Annotated in this window: 22 protein-coding genes; 9 read left to right on the plus strand and 13 right to left on the minus strand. The window is 70.9% G+C overall.

The window, feature by feature from the left end:
• Positions 1 to 11: 11 nt before the first annotated feature.
• Genes purU through EIZ44_RS38745 form a run of 5 tightly spaced genes read right to left on the minus strand, consistent with a single transcriptional unit; the run spans position 12 to position 5,688 of the window.
• On the minus strand, positions 12 to 857 hold the full coding sequence (gene purU / locus EIZ44_RS38725; RefSeq protein WP_134733980.1) for a formyltetrahydrofolate deformylase: 846 nt from the start codon (positions 855 to 857) through the stop codon (positions 12 to 14).
• A complete protein-coding gene (locus tag EIZ44_RS38730) occupies positions 854 to 1,405 on the minus strand; it encodes a sarcosine oxidase subunit gamma (protein ID WP_107051063.1) in 552 nt (183 codons plus the stop codon). Before EIZ44_RS38730 ends, purU begins: the two co-directional genes overlap by 4 nt.
• On the minus strand, positions 1,395 to 4,160 hold the full coding sequence (locus tag EIZ44_RS38735) for a 2Fe-2S iron-sulfur cluster-binding protein (RefSeq protein WP_134733981.1): 2,766 nt from the start codon (positions 4,158 to 4,160) through the stop codon (positions 1,395 to 1,397). Before EIZ44_RS38735 ends, EIZ44_RS38730 begins: the two co-directional genes overlap by 11 nt.
• The gene (locus EIZ44_RS38740) at positions 4,157 to 4,435 is read right to left on the minus strand and encodes a sarcosine oxidase subunit delta (RefSeq protein ID WP_037814329.1); all 279 of its coding nucleotides are present in this window, start codon (positions 4,433 to 4,435) and stop codon (positions 4,157 to 4,159) included. Before EIZ44_RS38740 ends, EIZ44_RS38735 begins: the two co-directional genes overlap by 4 nt.
• An 8-nt stretch (positions 4,436 to 4,443) precedes the next feature.
• Complete coding sequence (locus EIZ44_RS38745; RefSeq protein ID WP_134733982.1) at positions 4,444 to 5,688, minus strand: sarcosine oxidase subunit beta family protein; 1,245 nt, start codon at positions 5,686 to 5,688, stop codon at positions 4,444 to 4,446.
• Positions 5,689 to 5,759: 71 nt separating this feature from the next.
• Here EIZ44_RS38745 and EIZ44_RS38750 point away from each other — a divergent pair, with 71 nt between their 5' ends.
• Positions 5,760 to 6,422, plus strand: a complete 663-nt coding sequence (locus EIZ44_RS38750) for a GntR family transcriptional regulator (protein WP_199817716.1) — start codon at positions 5,760 to 5,762, stop codon at positions 6,420 to 6,422.
• A 4-nt stretch (positions 6,423 to 6,426) separates the two neighbouring features.
• Here the strand turns inward: EIZ44_RS38750 and EIZ44_RS38755 are convergent, their stop codons facing one another.
• Positions 6,427 to 7,548 (minus strand): aromatic ring-hydroxylating oxygenase subunit alpha, encoded by a 1,122-nt coding sequence (locus EIZ44_RS38755; RefSeq protein ID WP_134733983.1) that lies wholly within the window; start codon positions 7,546 to 7,548, stop codon positions 6,427 to 6,429.
• 280 nt (positions 7,549 to 7,828) lie between these two features.
• Between EIZ44_RS38755 and EIZ44_RS38760 the strand changes: the two genes are divergently transcribed.
• Together EIZ44_RS38760 and EIZ44_RS38765 are read left to right on the plus strand one after the other, a co-directional pair.
• The gene (locus tag EIZ44_RS38760) at positions 7,829 to 8,146 is read left to right on the plus strand and encodes a bifunctional 3-phenylpropionate/cinnamic acid dioxygenase ferredoxin subunit (RefSeq protein WP_037814333.1); all 318 of its coding nucleotides are present in this window, start codon (positions 7,829 to 7,831) and stop codon (positions 8,144 to 8,146) included.
• A complete protein-coding gene (locus EIZ44_RS38765) occupies positions 8,143 to 9,300 on the plus strand; it encodes an NAD(P)/FAD-dependent oxidoreductase (protein ID WP_134733984.1) in 1,158 nt (385 codons plus the stop codon). Before EIZ44_RS38760 ends, EIZ44_RS38765 begins: the two co-directional genes overlap by 4 nt.
• On the opposite strand, the gene EIZ44_RS38770 is transcribed toward EIZ44_RS38765, so the two are convergent.
• Both EIZ44_RS38770 and EIZ44_RS38775 read right to left on the minus strand, forming a co-directional pair.
• Positions 9,301 to 9,735 (minus strand): L,D-transpeptidase, encoded by a 435-nt coding sequence (locus EIZ44_RS38770; RefSeq protein WP_134733985.1) that lies wholly within the window; start codon positions 9,733 to 9,735, stop codon positions 9,301 to 9,303.
• Positions 9,736 to 9,820: 85 nt separating this feature from the next.
• Positions 9,821 to 10,369: an HD domain-containing protein gene (locus EIZ44_RS38775; protein WP_134733986.1), complete on the minus strand. Its 549-nt coding sequence runs from the start codon at positions 10,367 to 10,369 to the stop codon at positions 9,821 to 9,823.
• Between the two features lie 94 nt (positions 10,370 to 10,463).
• On the opposite strand from EIZ44_RS38775, the gene EIZ44_RS38780 reads away from it, so the two are divergent.
• Both EIZ44_RS38780 and lepB read left to right on the plus strand, forming a co-directional pair.
• Positions 10,464 to 11,228 (plus strand): crotonase/enoyl-CoA hydratase family protein, encoded by a 765-nt coding sequence (locus EIZ44_RS38780; protein ID WP_134733987.1) that lies wholly within the window; start codon positions 10,464 to 10,466, stop codon positions 11,226 to 11,228.
• A 395-nt stretch (positions 11,229 to 11,623) separates the two neighbouring features.
• Entirely contained in the window at positions 11,624 to 12,508 is an 885-nt protein-coding gene (lepB, locus tag EIZ44_RS38785) for a signal peptidase I (protein ID WP_134670012.1), read from the plus strand.
• Positions 12,509 to 12,672: 164 nt separating this feature from the next.
• On the opposite strand, the gene EIZ44_RS38790 is transcribed toward lepB, so the two are convergent.
• Positions 12,673 to 13,128 (minus strand): nuclear transport factor 2 family protein, encoded by a 456-nt coding sequence (locus tag EIZ44_RS38790; RefSeq protein ID WP_134733988.1) that lies wholly within the window; start codon positions 13,126 to 13,128, stop codon positions 12,673 to 12,675.
• A gap of 149 nt (positions 13,129 to 13,277) precedes the next feature.
• On the opposite strand from EIZ44_RS38790, the gene EIZ44_RS38795 reads away from it, so the two are divergent.
• Positions 13,278 to 13,769 carry a hypothetical protein gene (locus EIZ44_RS38795; protein WP_037814340.1) on the plus strand — a complete coding sequence of 164 codons (492 nt, stop codon included), beginning with the start codon at positions 13,278 to 13,280 and terminating at the stop codon, positions 13,767 to 13,769.
• 262 nt (positions 13,770 to 14,031) lie between these two features.
• Here the strand turns inward: EIZ44_RS38795 and EIZ44_RS38800 are convergent, their stop codons facing one another.
• From EIZ44_RS38800 to EIZ44_RS38810, 3 genes are all read right to left on the minus strand, one after another.
• A complete protein-coding gene (locus tag EIZ44_RS38800) occupies positions 14,032 to 14,661 on the minus strand; it encodes a DsbA family oxidoreductase (protein WP_134733989.1) in 630 nt (209 codons plus the stop codon).
• Between the two features lie 49 nt (positions 14,662 to 14,710).
• Complete coding sequence (locus EIZ44_RS38805; protein WP_134733990.1) at positions 14,711 to 15,742, minus strand: DUF3592 domain-containing protein; 1,032 nt, start codon at positions 15,740 to 15,742, stop codon at positions 14,711 to 14,713.
• A gap of 122 nt (positions 15,743 to 15,864) precedes the next feature.
• A complete protein-coding gene (locus EIZ44_RS38810) occupies positions 15,865 to 16,722 on the minus strand; it encodes an EamA family transporter (protein WP_238606643.1) in 858 nt (285 codons plus the stop codon).
• Between the two features lie 84 nt (positions 16,723 to 16,806).
• Here EIZ44_RS38810 and EIZ44_RS38815 point away from each other — a divergent pair, with 84 nt between their 5' ends.
• Complete coding sequence (locus EIZ44_RS38815; RefSeq protein WP_134733991.1) at positions 16,807 to 17,694, plus strand: LysR family transcriptional regulator; 888 nt, start codon at positions 16,807 to 16,809, stop codon at positions 17,692 to 17,694.
• Positions 17,695 to 17,732: 38 nt separating this feature from the next.
• Positions 17,733 to 18,233, plus strand: coding sequence for a peptide-methionine (S)-S-oxide reductase MsrA (gene msrA / locus EIZ44_RS38820; protein ID WP_134670001.1), 501 nt, complete (start codon positions 17,733 to 17,735; stop codon positions 18,231 to 18,233).
• A gap of 1 nt (position 18,234) precedes the next feature.
• Here the strand turns inward: msrA and EIZ44_RS38825 are convergent, their stop codons facing one another.
• Positions 18,235 to 19,455, minus strand: coding sequence for an MFS transporter (locus EIZ44_RS38825; RefSeq protein WP_134733992.1), 1,221 nt, complete (start codon positions 19,453 to 19,455; stop codon positions 18,235 to 18,237).
• Between the two features lie 321 nt (positions 19,456 to 19,776).
• Here EIZ44_RS38825 and EIZ44_RS38830 point away from each other — a divergent pair, with 321 nt between their 5' ends.
• A complete protein-coding gene (locus EIZ44_RS38830) occupies positions 19,777 to 21,357 on the plus strand; it encodes an ABC transporter substrate-binding protein (RefSeq protein WP_167754414.1) in 1,581 nt (526 codons plus the stop codon).
• Positions 21,358 to 21,393 lie beyond the last annotated feature (36 nt).

Raw genomic sequence — 21,393 nt, forward strand, 5'->3', positions numbered from 1 at the left:
CCTGGGATAGGTCAGCGGAAGACGACGGTCCGGTTGCCGTTGAGGAGAACGCGCCGCTCGCAGTGCCAGCGCACCGCGCGGGAAAGCGCGAGGGCTTCGGCGTCGCGGCCGACGGTCGCGAGCGCGCGCGGCGAGTGCGAATGGTCGACCCGCTGCACCTCTTGTTCGATGATCGGGCCCTCGTCGAGTTCGGGGGTCACGTAGTGCGCGGTCGCGCCGACGTACTTGACGCCCCGGTCGTAGGCCTGCGCGTACGGTTTCGCGCCCTTGAACCCGGGCAGGAACGAGTGGTGGATGTTGATCGCGCGGCCCTGGAGCTTCTGGCACAGCTCGTCGGAGAGGACCTGCATGTACCGGGCCAGCACGACGAGGTCGATGTCGTGGTCCCGCACCAGGTCGAGGAGGCGCTGTTCGGCGTCCGGCTTGGTCGCCGGGGTGACCGGGATGTGCACGAACGGCAGTCCGGCGGCCTCGGCCATCGGGCGCAGGTCCTCGTGATTGGACGCGACGAGCGCGATTTCCGCGCCGAGCGCACCCGCGCGCCAGCGGAAGAGGAGGTCGTTGAGGCAGTGCCCGGCCTTCGACACCATCACCAGCAGCCGGTCCGGGGTGCGGTCGGAGAACCGGTACCGCATGGCGTAGTCGCGGGCGACGACGTCGAACTCGCGGGTGAGATCGTCCACAGTGGCCGGTCCGGCGCAGGCGAATTCGGTGCGCAGGAACAGTTCCCCGTGCACGTCGTCGTCGAACTGCTGGTGCTCGACGATGTCGCAGCCGTTGCTCACGAGGAACGTCGTCACGGCGTGCACGATCCCGGAGCGCTCGGGGCAGTGCAGGGTCAAGGTGAACTGGGTCAAGACTCCTCCTCTCGGTATTCCAGCGCCGCGTCGGCGAGCCAGGCGGCGAAATAGGGGGCGAACGACTGGCGCACGAGCACGGTGAACTCGCCCGCTTCCCGCACCAGCAGGACGATTCCGGTGCGGGCGTACAGCGTCTGGACGCAGGTGCCCGGCGGCGCGGCCTTCGGGTGGAGGTCGACGGCGCAGCCGTGCGCCAGGACGTCGCGGGCCGCCGGTCCGGCCAGCCGCACCGTGGTGCGCTGCGCGGACACGTCGGTCACCGCTCCGACGGCGATCGCTTCCCGCAATGCTTGTTCGGTGCCTTCGGGCGCGCCGAGCACGAGGTACTCGTCCGGGCCGAGCCACAGGACGTCGCCGATGCCGCTGGTGAACCGGCAGACGTCCGGCAGCGCGGTGCCGAGCACGGCCGCCGCGGCGTCGTGGCCTTCGCGGATGCGGACGTTGAGCTGCGAGACGAACGGGCGTTCCTCGGCGAGCACGGCCGGCGCGCAGCCGGCGAGCAGGCTCGCGTGCTCCGCGAGCGGAGACAGGGTCTTAGCCGTCACGGCGGGTCCCCTCCTTGTCGTAGAGCACGGATTCGGTCACCGTCACCGGCACCACCTCGTCGCCGACCGGGACGTACAGCGTCTCCCCGATCCGTTCCCGGCCGGAGCGGACGAGGGCGAGCGCGAAGGTGCGGTCCAGCGCGGCGCTCGGGTAGCTGGAGGTGACGTGGCCGAGCATGCGGACCGGCGGCTTCGGGACGTGCGGGGTCTCGATGATCTGCGCGCCCTCCGGCAGCAGCACCGTCGGATCGGCCGGCAGCAGGCCGACGAACTGCTTGCGGTCCGGGCGCAGGTTTTCCGCCCGGGAGAAGGACCGTTTGCCGAGGAAATCGGCCTTCTTCTTGGACACCGCCCAGCTCATGCCGAGGTCCTGCGGGGTTACCGTGCCGTCGGTGTCCTGGCCGATGATCGGGTAGCCCTTCTCCGCGCGCAGGACGTGCATGGTTTCGGTGCCGTACGGCGTGATTCCTTGCGCCGCCAGCGCTTCCCAGAGCGCGAGGCCGTACCAAGAGGGCACGTTGATCTCGTAAGCGAGCTCGCCGGAGAAGCTGATCCGGCACACCCGCGCGGCGATCCCGGCCACCTCGGCGTCGCGCCAGGCCATGAAGCCGAAGGCGTCGTTGCTGACGTCCAGCTCCGGCGCGAGGCCCGCCAGGATCTCGCGCGAACGCGGGCCGACGAGCGCGACTGTGGCCCAGTGCTCGGTGACCGAGGTGGCGAACACGCGCAGGTGCGGCCACTCGGTCTGCAGCCACTCCTCCATCCAGTCCAGCACCATCGCGGCGTTGCCGGTCGTCGTGGTGACGAGGAAACGGTCCTCGGCCACGCGGATGACGGTGCCGTCGTCGATCACCATCCCGTCGACGCCGCACATCACGCCGTACCGGATCCGGCCGACCTTGAGCGTGCTCATCAGGTTCGTGTAGAGCAGGTCGAGGAACTCGGCGGCGTCCGGACCCTGCACGTCGATCTTGCCGAGGGTGGAACCGTCCATCATGGCCACGTTGGTACGGGCGGCAAGGCATTCGCGCCGGACCGCGGCATCCATGTCCTCCCCCGGCTGCGGGTAGTACCACGGGCGCTTCCACTGGCCGACGTTCTCGAATTCCGCGCCGTGCTCGACGTGCCACGAATGCAGCGCGGTGACGCGGACGGGGTCGTGCAGCTCGCCGCGGTTCCGCCCGGCCAGCGCCGCGAAGGCGACGGGCGTGTACGGCGGGCGGTAGGTGGTCGGGCGGCGGTCCGCGAGGTCGACGCCGAGGGCTTCGGCGGTGATCCCGGCGGCGAGCATGCCGGAGGTTTTGCCCTGGTCGTGCGCCGTGCCGATGGTGGTGTAGCGCTTGACGTGCTCCAGCGAGGTGAGGCCTGCGCCGGTCGCGCGGAGCACGTCGGAGACGGTGGCGTCGCGCTGCAGGTCCACGAAGCGGGTGTCCACTTCGGACTCCGCGCCGGGGATCTGCCATTCGACGGCGGGGGCCAGCTCGCGGGGACGCGCGTCCGAGACCGGGAGCGGGTTCTCCTCCGGTGCCCCGGCGACAGCCTCCCGGCCTTCTCGCACGCACCCGGCGAAGTCGAAGGTTCCGTTGGCGCTGCCTGCCACGCGTGCGGTCGGGAGGTCGCCGTCGGGGAGATAGGCGCCGAGCGCGGGTTCGTAGCGCAGGGGGCCGCGCTGCTGGCTGAACAGGTGGACCGCCGGGGTCCAGCCGCCCGAGACCAGGAGCGTGTCGCACGGGATCAGTTCGTCGGCTACGCGCACGCCGGTGACGCGCTCGGTCCCCTCCGTCCCCGTCACCGCGGCCCCGGCCCGGACTTCGATGCCCCGCTCCGCGCAGGCGGCGGCCCAGTTTTCCGGGGCGGCCGGGCGGACGTCGACGACCAGCGGGATTTCCACGCCCGCGTCGGCGAGGTCGATCGCGGTGGCGTAAGCGGAATCGTCCATGGTGAACACGACGGCGCGGCGGCCGGGGACGACGCCGTACCGGTGCAGGTACGTCCGTGCGGAGTTGGCGAGGAGGATGCCGGGGCGGTCGTTGTCCGGGAACACGATCGGACGTTCGTGCGCGCCGGTCGCCAGGACGGTCTGCTGCGCGCGGATCCGCCAGACGCGCTGCCTGGCCGCGCCGGACGTCCGATGCTGCACGGCCAGGACGAAACCGTCGTCGTACGCACCGAAGGCGGTGGTCCGGTCTAGTACTTCCACGTCCGGAGTCGCGCGGAGCTCGTCGGCGATCGCGCGGGCCCATTCGACGGCGGGCTTGAGGTCGAGGTACTCGTTCGAGCCGAGCAGCGAACCGCCGGGTTCGGGCTGATCGTCCACCAGCACGACCCGCGCTCCGGCCCGTGCCGCCGTGCGGGCGGCGACGAGCCCGGCCGGACCGGCACCGACCACGAGCACGTCGCAGTGCAGGTGCTTCGCGTCGTACCGCGCGGGGTCCGGTTCGGTCGCCAACCGGCCCTGGCCGGAGAGGCTGCGCGCGACCAGGCCGTCGTACAGCTCGACGGTGGTCGCGGTCTGCATCGGTTCGGGGAACGGCTTTTCCAGCTGCACCACCGCGTTCGGCTCTTCGACCCCGGCCGCCATGATGCCGCGCGGACGGCCGAGCTTGACGCTCCGCGCGACCTGGTGCACGCCGTTGGCGAGCAGCGCGGACGCGAGCGTGTCGCCGGGGTGCCCGGTGAGGACGCGGCCGTCGAAGGTGAACTGGAGCAGGGTGTCGCGGTCGACGTGGCCGCCGCTGGGGAGGCGGAAGGTCATGGGATCACCGGCCGGGGTTCGTCGAGGCGGTAGACCGCCGCGAGTTCGTGGGTGCGGGTGTCGCGGACGGCGTTGAACCAGCGGCGGCAGCCCGCGCTGTGCGTCCAGCGCTCGGCGAGCGGGCCGCTCGGGTTGGCGCGGAAGAAGACGTACTTCGCCCACTCCTCGTCCGACAGCGCCGCCGGTTCCTGCGGGTACGCGACGTGGGCTTGGCCGCCGTAGTGGAATTCGGTCTCCTCGCGGGGACCGCACCAGGGGCAGGGAATCAGCTGCACAGTGGCTCCTAATGCGCGACGGCGGCGGCGCCGTGCTCGTCGACGAGCGCGCCGGTGGTGAACCGGTCGAGGGCGAACGGTTCGGCGTACGGATGCGGTTTGCCCTTCGCGACGGTGTGCGCGAAGCAGTCGCCGACGCCCGGCGTGGCCTTGAACCCGCCGGTCCCCCAGCCGCAGTTGAGGTACAGGTTCTCCACCGGGGTCAGCCCGACGATCGGCGACGCGTCCGGGGTCACGTCGACGATGCCCGCCCAGGTCCGCAGCAGGTGCGCCCGCGCGAACACCGGGAACAGCTCCAGCGCGGCGGCCATCTGGTCCTCGATGATGTGGAACGCGCCGCGCTGGCCGTAGCCGGCGTAGGAGTCGATGCCCGCGCCCATCACGAGTTCGCCCTTGTGCGCCTGGGAAACGTAGACGTGCACGGCATTCGACATCACCACCGTCGGGTGCACCGGTTCGAGCAGCTCCGACACGAGCGCCTGCAGCGGATGCGACACCAGCGGCAGGTCGATCCCGGCCATCCGCGCCAGCACCGAACTGTGCCCGGCCGCGCACAGCGCGACCTTCCCGGCGGCGATCCGGCCCCGGCTCGTCTCGACCGCGACGACCTTGCCGTCCCGCGTGTCGATGCCGGTGACCTCGCAGTTCTGGATCAGGTCGACGCCCATCGCGGCCGCCGCGCGGGCGAAACCCCAAGCCACGTAATCGTGTTTGGCGATCCCGGCGCGCGGCTGGTAGGTCGCGCCGAGCACCGGGTACCGGACGTCCGGCGAGGTGTTGACGATCGGGCAGAGTTCCTTGACCCCGTCCGCGTCGACCCATTCCGCGTCGATCCCGTTGAGCCGGTTGGCGTTCACCCGGCGCACGCTGTCGCGGACGTCCTGCAGGCTGTGCGCGAGGTTCAGCACGCCGCGCTGGCTGAACAGGATCGGGTAGCCGAGGTCTTCCTCGAGGCCCTCCCACAGCTTGAGCGAGTGCTCGTAGATGCCGGAGCTTTCGTCCCACAGGTAGTTGGAGCGGATGATCGTCGTGTTGCGGGCCATGTTCCCGCCGGCGAGCCAGCCCTTCTCCAGCACGGCGACGTTCGTGATGCCGTGCACCTTGGCGAGGTAGTAGGCGGTGGCGAGGCCGTGCCCGCCGCCGCCCACCACGACGACGTCGTACGCGCGCCGCGGCTCCGGGTCCCGCCAGAGGAAATCCGGATGGTCCGGGAGGTCCGCGCCCGGCGGCCGGGGCTGGTCCGTCGTGGTCATTCCGGCTGGCCTCCTGTATCGGACGACTGGTCGACTACTGATATATCAACCTTCGCTGTAGAGTAAGCCGGGTGAGCACCCCGGTCAACCACGTCATCCCGGCCGCCGCACCGTCGCTGGCCGAACGCGCCTACGAGTTCCTGCGCGACCGCCTCGTCATGCTCGACATCAAGCCGGGCGACCCGATCAACGAGGAGTGGGCGGGCAGCGTCCTCGACATGGGCCGCACGCCGATCCGCGAAGCGCTGAAGCGCCTCGAAACCGAACGGCTCGTGGTCGCGTACCCGCGTCGCGGCACGTTCGCCACGGACGTCAACATCTCCGACCTCGCCCACATCTCCGAGGTCCGGCGCACCCTCGAACCGACCGCCGCGGCGTCCGCCGCCACGCGCGCGACCGACGAGGACCGCGCCGATCTGGTCCGGCTGCGCGACCAGCTGGATTCGGCCACACCGAGGGAAAACGCCGAACTCCTGCGCACCGATCTCGAACTCCACCGCGCGATCTACCGCTGCGTGCACAATCCGTTCTTCGAAGACACGCTCGTTCATTACGACAACCTCGCGACCCGGATCTGGTGCGTGTTCCTCCCCCGGCTGCGCGGCATGGCCGGGCACGTGGACGAGCACTCGCCGCTGCTGACGGCGATCGCCGAGGGGAACGCGAAGAAGGCTTCGGCGCTGACGCTCGAGCACGTGACCGGTTTCGAGAAGGCGATCCGGGCGCTGATCTAGCGCCCTAGTCCCCGACCTGGGCGCGCACCCAGGCATGGAACTCTCCGATGTGGTGTTCGCTCGGCACCAGCACGCCGCCGCGGGCGTAGGCGCGCGAGCCCATCGCCTGCTGGCACCGTTCGCACGCCTCGAAATCCTGCTGGTTCACGCGGTGGAACAGCTCCACCGAACGGTCGAGGTCCGCGCCCGATTCCACGACCTCCGGCAGGTACAGCCAGTCGCAGCGGACGAGCGTGCGGTCCGGGGCGAGCGGGAACATCCGGTGCACGATCACGTGGTCCGGCACCAGGTTCACGAACACCTGCGGCCGGATCGTGATCGCGTAGTACCGGCGGTCCTGGTGCTCGCCGACGCCCGGGAGGCGCTGCAAGCCGTCGCCGCCGTCCACAGTGAACCCGGTGACGTCCGAGCCGAATTCCGCGCCGTGGCCGACGAAATACTGCGCGGCGTACCCGTCGGCGAACTCCGGGAGCACCTCGGTGAGTTCCGGATGGATCGTCGCGCAGTGGTAGCACTCCATGAAATTCTCGATGATCTGCTTCCAGTTCGCGCGCACGTCGTACTCGATGCGCCGGCCCAGCGACAGATTCTCGATCCCGTACGCCTCGATCTCGCCCGGGCCGCCGAGCCGAGCGCTCACGTCCGCCTGCACAGTATCCGCAAAGGACGGTGCTTCTTCGGCGAGGCAAACCCAGGCGTAGCCGAGCCATTCGCGCAGATGCACCGCGGTCAGGCCGTATTCGACGCGGTCGACGTCCGGCATCCCGGTCAGATTCGGGGCGGCGACGAGCTTTCCGTCGAGACCGTAGGTCCAGGCGTGGTACATGCACTGGAAAGCGCGCTTCACCGAACCCTTCTCGTCGGTGCACAGTCGCGCGCCGCGGTGGCGGCACACGTTCAGGAACGCGCGCAACGCCCCGTCGCGGCCGCGCGCGATCAGCACGCTTTCGCGACCGACCTGCACGGTCTCGAACGAGCCGGGCGACGGCAGGTCGGCACTGCGCACCGCGCAGAACCACCCCGCTTCGAAGATCCGCTCCTCCTCCCGGGCGAAGATCGCCGGGTCGGTGTAGTGCGGCCCGGGAAGGGTCGGCAGCAGGCTCTGCGGGAGGTCGACAGCGGTCACCGGCAGGGCTCCTCTCACACACGATCGAAGTTGCGTATTACGCGTCTTGTTGCCCTCTCCGGAACAAGATGAGGCTCAGCGGGGGCGCTGTCAAGCACCCGCGGCGGTGCCGCACCCGTTCGCGGGAACCGCCCTCGACCAGGGCTTTCATCCGGAACTGCGCTCCGAAAAACTCCACCCCGGAACCTCTTGACGGCACCCCTCCGGCACGCCCAGACTCTGTTGCGTATCACGTCGGGTGTTCCTCAATACGCAACAATCACTGGCTTCGGAGGAATCAATGCTGCGCGCGTGCACTGTGGACGAGCTGCCCCCGGGCGAGTCCGTCCGGATCGCGGGGCCCGAGCCCATCGCCGTCTTCAACGCCGACGGCGAGCTGTACGCGATCGGGGACACCTGCACCCACCAGGACGCGTCACTGGCCGACGGCTGGCTCGAAGGCTGCTTCGTGGAGTGCCCGCTGCACGCGGCGCTCTTCGACCTGCGCACCGGGATGCCGTCCTGCCTGCCCGCCAAGCAACCGGTGCGCACGTACCAGGTGCACGTCGACGAGGGCGTGATCTACGTGCTCGCCGACGCCGCCGAGGACGCCGCGTGAAAACGGTCGCGATCGTCGGCGCCTCGCTCGCCGGCGCCCGCGCCGCGCAGGAGCTGCGCGCCCAGGGGTTCGACGGCCGGGTGGTGCTCGTCGGCGAAGAGCCGCATCTCCCCTACGACCGGCCGCCGCTGTCGAAGGCGTTCCTGGCCGGGTCCGCGTCGCGCGAGTCGCTGGACCTGCTCGACGCCGACGATCTGGCTTCGCTGGACGTCCGGCTCGGCACCCGCGCGGAACGGCTCGACCCGGCGACCGGCCGCCTCGTGCTGTCGGACGGGGAGCTGGAAGCGGACGGCGTGATCCTGGCGACCGGCGGCCGTGCGCGCGCCTTGCCGGGGACGGAATCCGTTGCCGGAGTTCACGTTCTGCGCACCTTGGACGACGCGCTCGCCCTGCGCGACGAGCTGGTTCCCGGTGCGCGCGTGGTGATCGTGGGCGGCGGGTTCATCGGGGCCGAAGTGGCGTCGACGGCCAACAGCCTGGGCTTGGAGGTCACCGTGCTGGAGGCGCTGCCGACCCCGATGGCCCGCGTGCTGGGTCCGGAACTCGGCTCGATCTGCGCGCGCCTGCACGACCGGAACGGCGTCACTCTGCGCTGTGGCGCCTCGGTGGCCGGACTTTCCACGCTCTCCGGCCGGGTCACCGGGGTACAGCTGGAAACCGGCGAGAATCTGCCCGCTGACGTGGTCGTCGCCGGGATCGGGATGGTGCCGGCGGTCGAGTGGCTCGACGGCTCAGGGCTGGCGGTGAGCAACGGCGTCCGCACCAATGCCGGTCTGGTCACTTCGCTGCCGAACGTGGTCGCGGCGGGCGACGTCGCGTCGTACGGGCCGATGGGTACACGGCACGAGCACTGGACGAACGCGACCGAACAGGCTTCGGTCGCGGTCGCCAATCTGCTGGCCGGGCAAGTGGTCCGGGAGTACGAGCCGAGCGGCTACGTCTGGTCCGATCAGTACGCCGGGACCATCCAGCTCGCCGGGCATCCCGCGCCGGAGGACGAGGTGCGCTTCGCCGACGGCAGTCCGGACGACGAGTCCTTCCTCGCCACCTATCACCGCGGCGGGCAGACCGTGGCGGTGTTCGGCCTCAACAATCCGAGGGGGTTCGGCCGCCTGCGCCGGCAAGCGCTGCGGCGGCCGATGCCCGTCGGGTGATTACCGCACGACCTGCACCACGTCGCCCGGCTGCAGCGTGTTGAAGAACGCCACCGCGTCAGCGTGCGAGAGGTGGACGCAGCCGTGCGACTGGACCTTCAGGCTGCCCTGGTGGAACGCGACCCCGGTGTTGGTGAAGAAGACCGAGTACGGCATCGGACCGTGGAACTGCTTGCTGTAGTGGTCGATGTCCTTGTACTGCACGCGGAACGTGCCGACCGGGGTCGGGTACTTGGGCTTGCCGACCGTGACCGGCACGCCGCCGCGGGTGACCTTGCCGTTGTCCATCAGCCACGCCGTGTTCGCCGAGAGCTTCAGGCACGCCTTCGCCTGGGGGCCGCACGGCGGGCCCGCCGCCTCCGCGGTCGCGGAGAATCCGATCGTTGCCGCCATCGCCGCGATACTGGCCAGTGTTGCCGTGAGTTTCCGGTTCATCCTGTGCCTCCCCGAGATGGTCGTACTTTGGATCTTTCCCAGAGAGGTCAGTCTTAAACCAAAAGTGCGCCCATGTGGGTGAGGTCTAACGGGAGCGCCACGACAGCGGCGACGTCGCCAAGGCTGCTTCGGCGACGCGTCGCGCGGTTTCGGTGAAGAGCCCTGCCTGCGCCGACGCGAGCCATTCGTCCACTGTGGAGACTCCGGTCGCGCAGTATTCGAGAGCCTGGAAAAGCATCTCGAGTTTGTCCGCGTCCTTCGCGCATCGCGCTTCGGGCGACTCGCGCGTTTCGTACTCGTCTACCGCCGACTGCACGGTTTCCGCCGACGCACGCGGGAGGCCCGCGGTCTGGTCCGCCGTGATCGCCCTCGGTTCCGGCTTCGTCAGGTACGGCGCGGCGGTGTGCGGCAGGTCGCCGGTGCGAGTCTCCTGGGTGTCGTGCCACAGCGCGAGAAACGCCGCGCGCTCGGGGTTCGCGCCTTCCTCGGCGGCGAGCAGCGCGGCCAGCTGCGCCGCGCGGAGGCTGTGCTCGGCGACCGACTCCGGGTCGCGGACGCCCGCCTGCCACCAGCCCGCGCGGCGGACCCGCTTGAGCACCCCCAGCTCGAACCCGAACGCGGCCAGGCCGTCCATTCCGCACTCCCCTTCCCGTGCCGACACCAGTGCCGGAGCCTACGGGGCGTGGCATGCTGCCCGGACAGCCGCTTCTTCCCCCAGGAGGCCCCGCGTGAGCACTGTGCTGGTCGAGCACGACGGTCCGGTCACCACGATCGGCATCAACCGGCCGGAGCGCCGCAACGCCGTCGACCGCGCCACCGCCGAGGCGCTCGCCGACGCCTTCCGGGAATTCGACGCCTCGGACGCCTCGGTCGCGGTGCTGTACGGCGTCGGCGGGACTTTCTGCGCGGGCGCGGATCTCAAGGCGGTCAGCGAAGGGCACGGCAACCGCACCGAGCCGGACGGCGACGGCCCGATGGGACCGACTCGCCTGCGGCTGCGCAAACCGGTGCTCGCGGCGGTGTCCGGCCATGCCGTCGCGGGCGGGCTGGAACTGGCGATCTGGGCCGACCTCCGGATCGTCGAAGAAACGGCGGTGTTCGGCGTGTTCTGCCGCCGCTGGGGAGTCCCGCTGATCGACGGCGGCACGGTGCGGCTGCCGCGGCTGATCGGCCGGAGCCACGCGCTCGACCTGGTGCTCACCGGCCGCCCGGTCGACGCGGCGGAAGCGCACCGGATCGGTTTGGCGAACCGCGTCGTGCCTGCCGGGCAGTCCCTGCCCGCCGCGATCGCCCTCGCACGGGACATCGCCGCGTTTCCGCAGACCTGCTTGCGCGAGGACCGGGCTGCCTTGCTGGAAAGCGAGTCCTTGAGCGAGGAGTCCGCACTGGAGAACGAATTCCGGCACGGGATTCGGTCCTTGAAATCGGACACGCTCGCGGGTGCTGCCCGGTTCGCCGCGGGCGCGGGCAGGCACGGGTCGTTCAAGAAGTAGTCGCGTCCGATTACCGTTGCATCGCAAGGTGCATACCCGCGTCCCGGCAGGACCGGCCGCCATGCTCCTTCCCCAGGCGAGCACAGAGCGGCGGTTCTTCCTTCGTCCTCGCCTCCGCGCTCGCGCGCAGCCGGTACACGTGGTGCCATCGGATCACGGAATTCGTCGAGCAGCTGACCGCGCTCGACCGGCGCGCCGCTCCGGTCCCGCGGTGACGCAAACCGTGCCACGGCGCTCCGGCTGGCACCGGATTCCGGAATCCGACCCCGGTTCCGGCCCGTTTTCCTTCCCTGCGGGCGAATTCTCCGGTTGCCGTCCCGCTCACCGGCACGACCCCCCGATCGTGGCCGCGCGCGGTGCGCCGCCGGGCGCGCGGATCTGGGTAGCCTGACGGCGTGGCCGACCCGATCCCCCCAGTCCCCGCCCCCGGCGAGTCCGGATCCGACCGTCCCGGCGCGGACGAGCCGCCCAGGAAGGGGCGGCGCAAGCGCCCGTTCTGGCAGGAGCTGCCGATCCTGATCGGGATCGCGCTGGTGCTGACGATCCTGATCCAGCAGTTCGTCGCGAAGGTGTTCCTGATCCCGTCGGCGTCGATGGAGACGACACTGCACGGCTGCGACGGCTGCTTCGGCGACCGGGTCGTCGTCGACCGCGTCACCTACGACTTCACCGACCCCGCCCCCGGCGACGTCATCGTGTTCCGCGGCCCGCAGCCGTGGACCGCGAACGAGATCGCGCCGCAGGAGTCGGGCAACTTCTTCACGAAGACGTTGCGCGGCCTCGGTTCCCTCGTCGGCTTCGCTCCGCCGGACGAGCGCGACTTCGTGAAACGCGTGATCGCCGTCGGCGGCCAGACCGTCCAGTGCTGCGATCCGCAGGGCCGCGTCCTGGTCGACGGCAAACCGCTCGACGAGCCGTACGTGCACTGGCTCGACCAGCCGCCGACGGCGCGGCAGACGTTCGCCCCGGTCACCGTCCCGAAGGGCAGCCTCTGGGTGATGGGCGACAACCGCGAGAACTCGTGCGACTCCCGCTGCCAAGGCGGCGGTGGGGTCAACGGCACCGTCCCGGTGGACGACGTCATCGGCAAGGCGCGGGTGATCGTCCTGCCGCCGTCGCGCTGGGGCGGCGTCAGCGACCACGACCCGCAAGCCGCGCCCGCCGCTCTCGGGGCCCCCGCGTGGCAGCAGGGAATCCCGCTCGGGGCCGGGGCGCTGCTGGCGTTCCCGACCCTCGCCGCCGGGCGCGGCCTGCGCCGGAAGCTGAGCAAACAGGACTGACCCTTCGCGTGCGGCCCTGCGACGCCCCCTCGCCGCCAGGCTCGATCCACGATGCGGGCGTCCGTGAAGGACTCCTTGAGGGAATCAGATTCCCTCAAGGAGTCCTTCACGGACGTTTACGGGGCCGGGAGCGAAGCCGCGGCGAGCGAGGTCTGGACCACCCGTTACCCGGCGGAACCGGCCGCCCGCACGACCTCCATCCGCAGATGCCGCGTCAGGTCCCCGGTCATCTGCAGCACCGGCGTCCGCTCCGCGAACAGCCACTCGTCCCCGCGCCGGACGAACCGGTCGTCGTAATGCCCGGCCGCGATCGGTTGCAGCGGAAAGTCTTCCGCGGCTTGGAAAACGGTGAAGTAGCTGTGCGCGGAAGCCGTGTCCTCCCCCGCCGTGATCCGGACGTTCGTCGTCACGTGGCGGGTCCTCGGCGTGCCGTCGGGATGGATGACCAGGATGTCGCGGAACCAGTTCTCCACGGCCTCCCGCCCGGTCCGGCCGCCGCCGCTGTGCAGGGTGCCGTCGCGGAACAGTTCGCCCACTCCGGCCAGATCGCCCGCGTCGATGCGCGCGGCGTAGGTCATGATCAAGTCCTGGATCGCCCACCGGGCCGACTCTGCCGACATCGGGCCAGCATAGGAGTTCCGCGGCGGAGGCGTGTGACCTGCGGTTCTCCCGGACACCGCCCTCCCGCCGCAGCGCGGTGCGGCGACGGTGGCATGATGCCCGCACGGTCCCGGCCGATCGGACCGCTCGCCGAGGAGGAAGGTGACGCTTGAGCACGCGCACTACCCAGGTGGACGACCTCCGGCTGGTGGCGCAGCCGAGCGCGGTCCCGTGCACCGAGCTGTTCGTCCGCCTGATCCTGACCGACTGGTCCCTGATGCCGATGCTGGACCAGGTCACGAACGCCGCGGTCCGGCTCGTGGGCGACGTCGTCGACCAGAGCAGCCCGTCCGCGCCCGCCTTCGTGACCGTCCGGCTGCAGCTGCGCGGGGACCGGCTCGTCATCGAGGTCGACGACGACCTCGTCGCCCCGACCCCGCCGCGCGACGAACGGATCGGCGTACGCCCCGGCGAACGCGGCGGCCGCACCACGTGGTGCGAACTGGCGCTGCCCGGCGGGATTTCCGCCGGACAGGTCCGCCTCCCGCGCCGAGGCGACCGCCGCACGCTGGTCGACGAACCCGTGTCCGGCGAACCCGTCACCGCGGACCCGCAGGTGCTCGAACGCCTCCTCAACCGCCTCAGCACCTGGTCCGAATAACCCGCACCGGAACCGACGCCCGGCTGCTTCCCGGCAGCCGGGCTCAGCTCCCGGCAGAAGCCGCCCAGGCCTTCTCCAACGCCTGCGCGAAAACCTCCACCGACTGCCCACGCCTCCCCCGCCGCGACGACCGGCGCACGCTGGCCGACGAACCCCGTCACCGCGGACCCGCAGGTGCTCGAACGCCTCCTCAACCGCCTCAGCACCTGGTCCGAATAACCCGCACCGGAACCGACGCCCGGCTGCTCCCCAGCAGCCGGGCTCAGCTCCCCGCAGACGCCGCCCAGGCTTTCTCCAACGCCTGCGCGAAAACCTCCACCGACTGCCCGCCGGACACCCCGAACCGTCGTCCCAGCACGAAAAACGGCACCCCTCCCGCGCCCAGCTCCGCCGCTTCGCGCTCCTCGGCCCGCACCGCCTCCGCGTACCGGGACGGGTCCGCCAGCACCGCTTCGGCCTCGCTGCGCGGCAATCCGGCTTCCTCGGCGACATCGGCCAGCACGTCCGAAGTGAACACCGGCCGAGCCTCGGCGAAATTCGCGCGGAACAACGCCGACACCATCTCGTTCTCCAGCCCCTTTTCGCGGGCCAGGTGCAGCAGGCGGTGCGCGTCGAAGGTGTTGCCGATCTCCCGCTCCGTCCGGTAGCCGAGCCCTTCCGCCGCCGCGAGGCCGGCGACCCGCTGCTCCATCTCGGCGGCCTGCGGGCCGTACTTCGCGGTGAGCATGTCCAGCAACGGCTCGGTCCCGGTCTTCCCGGGGTCCAGTTCGAACGACCGGTACGTCACGGTCACCTCGTCCCGGTGCTCGAATCCGGCCAGCGCCTTCTCGAACCGCGCCTTCCCGAGGTAGCACCACGGGCACACGACATCGCTCCAGATTTCCACCTGCATGCCGCCAGCGTAGAACGTCTTCCGCCGCGCGCCGGGAGGCGAGGTCGGATCACCGCACCAGGTCGGACCAGCGCCGGACTCGCTCGGACTCGGCGACGGCGGGCATGGCGTTCGGCCGTTGCCTCCACCGGCCGTGCGGGAACAGCACGACCATGTCCCGTCCCGTTCCGCCCACCCAGGCCGGCGCCTCCCGCACGAGGCCACACCCGTGAGTCGACATGGCTTGGCGCAAGCGGATTCCGGAGCCGTCGCGGTACCGCACCAGGACGACCGGTCCGCGCCGGGACCTGCGCGCGGGGTCGGGCACGACCGTCACCTCCGCCGCGCGCCAACCGGTACGGCGCACTTCCCGGTGCCGCCGGCGCCACCGCACGGCCGCCACCAGCGCGAAAGGCAAGCAGACCACAGCCAGAATCCCCGGCAGCACAGAAAACCCGACGAGAGCCTGGTTGTCGTTTTGCTCCTCGGTGGTCCGCACGTCGTCGGGGTCCGCCGGGTCGTAGACCACCGTCAGCCTTTCGCCCGGCGAGTAGCTCCGGCCGGAGTTCCGCACGATCTCGGCAGTCCAGCTCGTGCCGCGTGCCGCGTAGCGCACCCGCATCGACGAAGCCCCGCGCCCGCTCACGGGGTCGTCAACGCTCAGCACCTCCCCCGCGGTCCGGGCTCCCGTGGCCAGCAGGGCCTCCGCCGACGACTCCATGCGGACCATTCCCACGACGCATCCGACGAGAACGACGAACCAGCACCCCGCGAATCCCCACGCCCTGACGCCGGCGCCCCGCAGCCGCGGGATCTCGGCGTCCAGGTCGATCGCCGCCTGCCCGTCGTGCTTGCCGCGCGGCGGCAGCCACCGCCTGTCCGCCCGCGCCGAGACCCGGCGGTCCGGCCGACCGGCACGGAAGACGCCGAACACCGCCAAGGACAACGACCCGGCGAGAACGGCGAAGTCGGCCGCCAGCTCACCGTCTTCCAGCACGTAGCGGGGGTACAGCAACGACCAGGCTGTCCCGGCGGTGAAGACCGCGAACACCAGCACGCCCAGCACCGCAGCAACCAGCCACCACCGCGACGTCCCCCGCACAGCCCCGCCCCCCGCCCAGTCGCATCGGCCAAGAATAGGCCCGAAAACCCCTCGGGGACCACGCGATTCTCCGCCGGACAGCGCGGGGCTTGACCGTTGGACCGGAGGTTCTCGGACCCGCCCTAGACCGCGGTCTTCACCGGTTCCCGCGCCCCGGTCCGTTCCGCGCCGATGCCCGCGGCCACCACGAACGCGATCCCGGCCGCGGCGGCGACGTTCGGCACCTGGTGCAGCACGATCAAGCCGAGCACGAGCGCGATCGCCGGCTCCAGGCTCATCAGCGTCCCGAACGCCGAGGCCGTCAACCGGCGCAGCGCCAGCATTTCCAGGCTGAACGGCACCACCGGCACGAGCACCGCGAGCCCGAGCCCGGCGAGCACCAGCGGCCACGTCAGGTCGCCGACCACCGCCGGGGCGTGCACGAAGGTGGCGACCAGACCGGCCACCGGCATCGACACCGCCAGCCCGCGCAGGCCCGACACCTCGTCGCCGACCCGTTGCGTCAGCACGATGTACGCGCCCCAGCACACCGCCGCCGCGAGCGCGCAGCCCACGCCGATCAGGTCGGTGCCGCCCTGCCACGGCTGGGTCAGCAGCACCACTCCGGCCGCCGCCAGCACCGGCCACACCCGGGTTCCGCCGCGGCCGCGCACGATCGCGACGGTGAGCGGGCCGAGGAATTCCAGCGCGCTCGCCGTGCCCAGCGGCAACCTCGTCGCGGCGACCATGAACAGGATCGTCATCCCGGCGGTCGCGAACCCGAGCACCACGCACGTCAGCAGCGCAGGACGGCGGAACGCCGACGGCCGCGGCCGCACGAGCACCAGGAGCAGCACGCCGGCCCACGCGAGCCGCAGCCACGCGACGCCGGTCGGCCCGATCTGGTTCGCGAGGCTGACCGAAACCGCCAGTCCGAGCTGGACGGACAGCATCGCGCCGACGGCGAGGACGACACCGGTCCGGGGAGTGGAGGGAAGCACGCTGTCCAGGAGAACCCATCCGGACCGTTCGTGTCCACGTGCCAATCCTGGACGTACCGTCCGGATATCCTGGACAATTGGGCGATGGACACCCGCAGGCTGCAGTTCCTTCTCGAGTTGTCGCGGCTCGGCTCGATGCGCGCGGTCGCGGACGTGCTCGAAACCACAACGTCGACCGTCTCCCAGCAGATCTCGGTGCTGGCCAAGGAAACCGGCGTCGCGCTGCTCGAACCGGACGGCCGCCGCGTGCGGCTCACTCCCGCCGGGCGACGGCTCGCCGAGCACGCCGTGACCATCCTGGGCGCGGTCGAGGCCGCCCGGGTGGACCTCGATCCGGAAGCCGAACCCGCCGGGACCGTGCGGGTCGCGGGGTTCGGGACCGGCGTGCGGCACGCGGTGCTCCCGGTCGCGGATCTCCTCGCGCAACGGCATCCGCGGGTCCGCGTCGTGATCAGCGAACACGAGCCCGCCGAAGCGCTCGCCCAGCTCCGGACCGACGACGTCGACCTCGCCCTCACCTACGACTACAACCTCGCGCCGGCACCCGCCGATCCGTCGCTCGCCGTCCGTCCGCTGTGGACGGCGCCGTGGGGTCTCGCGGTGCCGCGCTCGGACGCGAAACGGTTGCGAGGCAATGGAACCCTGGAGGTCTTCACCGCGTTCCGCGACCGCGACTGGATCGGCAACTCCCGCAACGGCGCGGACGAGACGGTCGTCGGGACGCTGGCGTCGATGGCCGGGTTCGCGCCGCGCTTCACCCACCGCGCGGACAACCTCGACCTGGTCCAGGACCTGATCGCCGCGGGCGGCGGGGTCGGCCTGCTGCCCGAGTCCTGGCCGACCCGGCCCGACGTCGCCGTCGTGGCGCTGACCGGGCCGGACGTCCGGCTGCGGGCCTTCGCCTGCACCCGCCACGGGCGCGACGCGTGGCCGCCGCTCGCCCTCGTCCTCGGTCTGCTGCCCGGCGACTAGCATGGCGGCGGAAGCGGTTCAGGCACGGAGGAGGCGAAATGGCCACGGAGAAGGCGATTCTGGCCGGCGGGTGTTTCTGGGGCATGGAGGAGCTGTTCCGCCACCAGCCCGGCGTGACCGCGACCCGCGTCGGCTACAGCGGCGGCGACGTGCCGAACGCCACCTACCGCAACCACGGCACGCACGCCGAAACCATCGAGGTCACCTACGACCCGGAGCAGACCGACTTCCGCGCGCTGCTGGAGTTCTTCTTCCAGGTCCACGACCCCAGCACCAAGAACCGCCAGGGCAACGACATCGGCGCCAGCTACCGTTCCGCCATCTTCTACACCACCGACGAGCAGAAGCAGATCGCTGAAGACACCATCGCCGACGTCGACGCCTCCGGACTCTGGCCCGGCAAGGTAGTCACCGAGGTGACCCCCGCCGGAGACTTCTGGGAAGCCGAACCGGAGCACCAGGACTACCTGCAGCACTACCCCAACGGCTACACCTGCCACTTCCCGCGTCCCGGCTGGAAGCTGCCGAAGCGCGCCTGACTCAGCGCGCCATCGCGGCCTCCGCGTCCCGGAACGCCGCCGGGGTCAGCTGCCGCCACACCAGCGTCGTGCCGAGCAGCTGGACCGCCGCCGCCATCACCCACACCCCGCGCAAGCTCCAGTGCACGGCCACGAACCCGCCCGCGAGCGCGCCCAGCGGCGTCAGGCCCCAGGCGAGCGCCCGGTGGCTGGTGAGCACGCGCCCGAGCAGCTCCGACGGCGTGAACCGCTGCCTGCTGGACTGCGAGCACACGTTCCAGATCAATGTCGTCGAGGTCAGGAAGATCAGCACCGCGCCGACCAGCACCGGCCACGGCGGCACGATCGCGATCAGCAGCTGGCTCAGCACCGCGCACACCTGCGCGATCCGCATCGCCGTCGAGTAGCCGAACCGGCGCACGAACCGGTCCACGAAGAACGACGACGCGACCCAGCCGACCGCCAGGCAGGCCAGCAGCACGCCGTACCCGAACGGCGCGAGATGCAGTTCCTGCGTGGCGTAGAGGACGAGCATCGAGTTGCCCGCCGCCGCCGCGAACGACCCCAGCGCGACCGTGATGGTGATCGAGCGCAGCAACGGCGTGCCGACTAGATAGCGCAGCCCGGCCGTGAGGTCCTTCAGCGGATGCGCGGGCGTACTCACCGGTTTCGCCGACGGGATCCCGCGCGCGAGCAGCAACGCGACCAGGGCAGCGACGGTCGCCAGCCACGCGGGCAGCCCCGCGCTGATCCCGATCAGCAGACCGGTCGCCGGAGGCACCACGAACTGGACCATGCCGCGGTCGATCACCTGCAGCCGGGAATTGGCCATGTTGAGCTGATCCGGCGTGACGACCTCGGGGACCACCGAGCCCGCCGCCCCGTCGCCGAACACCTGCGCCGTCGTGAGCACGAACGCCACCACCAGCAGCGCGGGCAGGCTCAGCGAACCGGTGGAGCCGAGCAGCGCCAAGGTGAGCGCGGCGACGATCTGCACCGCGTACGCGGAAGCGAGCACGGTCGTCCGCCGGACCCGGTCGATCACCACCCCGGCGAACAGCGAAAGCAGCAGCCACGGCGCCTGTCCGGCGACGTTCACCAGCGACACCGCACGCGGGTCGGTGGTGATCGAAACGGCCAGCAAGGGCAGTGCCGCGAGCAAAAGCCCTTCACAGGTAGAACCCGACACCGCCACCGCTTGCAGCCGGACCCAAGCCGACCCGCTCCCACCCCGCCCCGCCATGTCCGCCAGTCTCCCCCGCGCCGCAACCGGTTTTCCGCAGCACACCGCCGGATGCTCCCGTTCCCCGGACCTTCTCGCCGAACAAAACCGCTGCGGTTATCACGCGGGCGCGGGCCACGCCTTTCCTTGTCCGTCAACCGGAACCGGCGCGCCCGGCCGGATCGCGGGACACCGGCTCACCTGCTGGGACAGGCTTCAGCGCACCGCCGCGAACGGGTGAGCTGGACGCATCCGTTCCGTCCCCGCTGGAGGAATTCCGTGCCCCGCCACACCCCGCCCCGACCCGGCCGTGCCGCCCGCGCGCGGTCCCGTTCCGCCTTCGTGCTGGCCCTTCCGCTGCTGCTCGCCGCGTGCGGCACGGCGGGCGGGGCCGGCTCGCAGGACGCCGGTCCCCCGCGCCCGGGCGGCACGCTCCGGCTGGGCATCTCGTCCAATCCGGACTGCATCGACCCGCAGCAGGTCAGCACCAACGCCTCGGTGAACGTCGGCCGTCAGCTGGTCGATTCGCTCACCGACCAGGACCCGAAAACCGGCGCGATCACGCCCTGGCTCGCCGACCGCTGGACGGTCAGCCCCGATTCCACGAGCTTCACCTTCCACCTCCGTCCCGGCGCGACCTTCTCCGACGGCTCCCCCGTGGACGCCGCCGCGGTGAAGACCAGCTTCGACGGCATCAAGGCGCTCGGCGCGAAGGCCCTGCTCGGGTCCAGCTACCTCGCCGCCTACCGCGGCGCGACGGTAGTCGACCCGGCGACCGTCCGGCTCGATTTCACCCAGCCCAGCGCGCAGTTCCTGCAGGCCAGCTCCACGATGTCGCTCGGCGTGCTCGCGCCCGCGGCGTTCCGGCACACCGCCGAGCAGCGCTGCCAGGGCGCCGGACTGATCGGCTCCGGTCCATTCGTGTTCACCAGCCTCAAGCCGAACCAGGACATCGTGCTCAGCAAGCGCACCGGCTACCGCTGGGGATCGCCGTTGTGGCGGCACCAGGGCGAGGCGTACGTCGACAAGATCGACTTCCGCGTGGTGCCGGAGCCGGGCGTGCGGTCGGGCAGCCTGACGTCCGGCCAGCTCGACGCGATCACCGACGTGCAGCCGGTGGACGAACCGCAGTTCTCCGGCAACGGGTTCGCCGAACCGGTCCGGCCGAACCCGGGCATCGTGTTCAACCTGCACGCGAACGTGACCCGCGGCGTCCTCGCCGACCAGAAGGTGCGCCAGGCGGTGTCGAAGGGCGTGAACCGGCCCGAAGTCACCAGCACCGTGCTCACCCCGAACTACAAACCCGCCACGAGTATCCTCGGCTCCGCGACGCCGCTGTACACGGATCTGTCCCAGGAACTCGCCTACGACCCGGCGGGCGCGCGGGCGCTGCTGCAGTCCGACGGCTGGGTCCCCGGCCCGGACGGGATCCGGACCAAGAACGGGCAGCGGCTCGGCGCGTCGGTGCTGTTCTCCCCGGTGTTCAACCAGAACCAGAGCGTGCTGGAGCTGATCCAGCAGCAGCTGCGCAAGATCGGCTTCGACCTGAAGATCGAGCTGCACACCAACGCCGAGGTCACCCGCCTTCAGCAGGCCGGCGACTACGATTTCCTCTGGTACAACGTCACCCGCGCCGACCCGGACATCCTGCGCCAGCAGTTCTCCACGAAGACGAACAACCGCAGCAAGCTGCCCGCCGACAACCCGCTCGACGCGTCGCTGACCGAACAGTCCGCCACCGTCGATCCCGCGAAGCGCAAGCCAGCAGCGGAAAAGGCGCAGCGGACCATCGTGGAGCAGGCCTACTCGATCCCGGTGTTCGAGCTGACGCAGGTGCTCGGCGTCGGCCCGACCGCGCATGACGTGGGCTTCGAGGCTTCCTCGCGGCTGCAGCTGTTCGACGCCTGGGTTTCGGGCTCGTGAAAGACATCCCAGGAGCTTGAATGTCAAGCCGCAACG

It is taken from the genome of Amycolatopsis nivea (assembly GCF_004522235.1).
Taxonomy (GTDB): Bacteria; Actinomycetota; Actinomycetes; order Mycobacteriales; family Pseudonocardiaceae; genus Amycolatopsis; species Amycolatopsis nivea.

Bases quoted from the DNA above. Each gene is read 5' to 3' on its own strand.
- EIZ44_RS38735 (WP_134733981.1), bottom strand. From the start codon at position 4,160: ATGACCTTCCGCCTCCCCAGCGGCGGCCACGTCGACCGCGACACCCTG.
- EIZ44_RS38745 (WP_134733982.1), bottom strand. From the start codon at position 5,688: ATGACCACGACGGACCAGCCCCGGCCGCCGGGCGCGGACCTCCCGGAC.
- EIZ44_RS38760 (WP_037814333.1), top strand. From the start codon at position 7,829: ATGCTGCGCGCGTGCACTGTGGACGAGCTGCCCCCGGGCGAGTCCGTC.
- EIZ44_RS38770 (WP_134733985.1), bottom strand. From the start codon at position 9,735: ATGAACCGGAAACTCACGGCAACACTGGCCAGTATCGCGGCGATGGCG.
- EIZ44_RS38775 (WP_134733986.1), bottom strand. From the start codon at position 10,369: ATGGACGGCCTGGCCGCGTTCGGGTTCGAGCTGGGGGTGCTCAAGCGG.
- EIZ44_RS38790 (WP_134733988.1), bottom strand. From the start codon at position 13,128: ATGTCGGCAGAGTCGGCCCGGTGGGCGATCCAGGACTTGATCATGACC.
- EIZ44_RS38800 (WP_134733989.1), bottom strand. From the start codon at position 14,661: ATGCAGGTGGAAATCTGGAGCGATGTCGTGTGCCCGTGGTGCTACCTC.
- EIZ44_RS38815 (WP_134733991.1), top strand. From the start codon at position 16,807: ATGGACACCCGCAGGCTGCAGTTCCTTCTCGAGTTGTCGCGGCTCGGC.
- msrA (WP_134670001.1), top strand. From the start codon at position 17,733: ATGGCCACGGAGAAGGCGATTCTGGCCGGCGGGTGTTTCTGGGGCATG.
- EIZ44_RS38825 (WP_134733992.1), bottom strand. From the start codon at position 19,455: ATGGCGGGGCGGGGTGGGAGCGGGTCGGCTTGGGTCCGGCTGCAAGCG.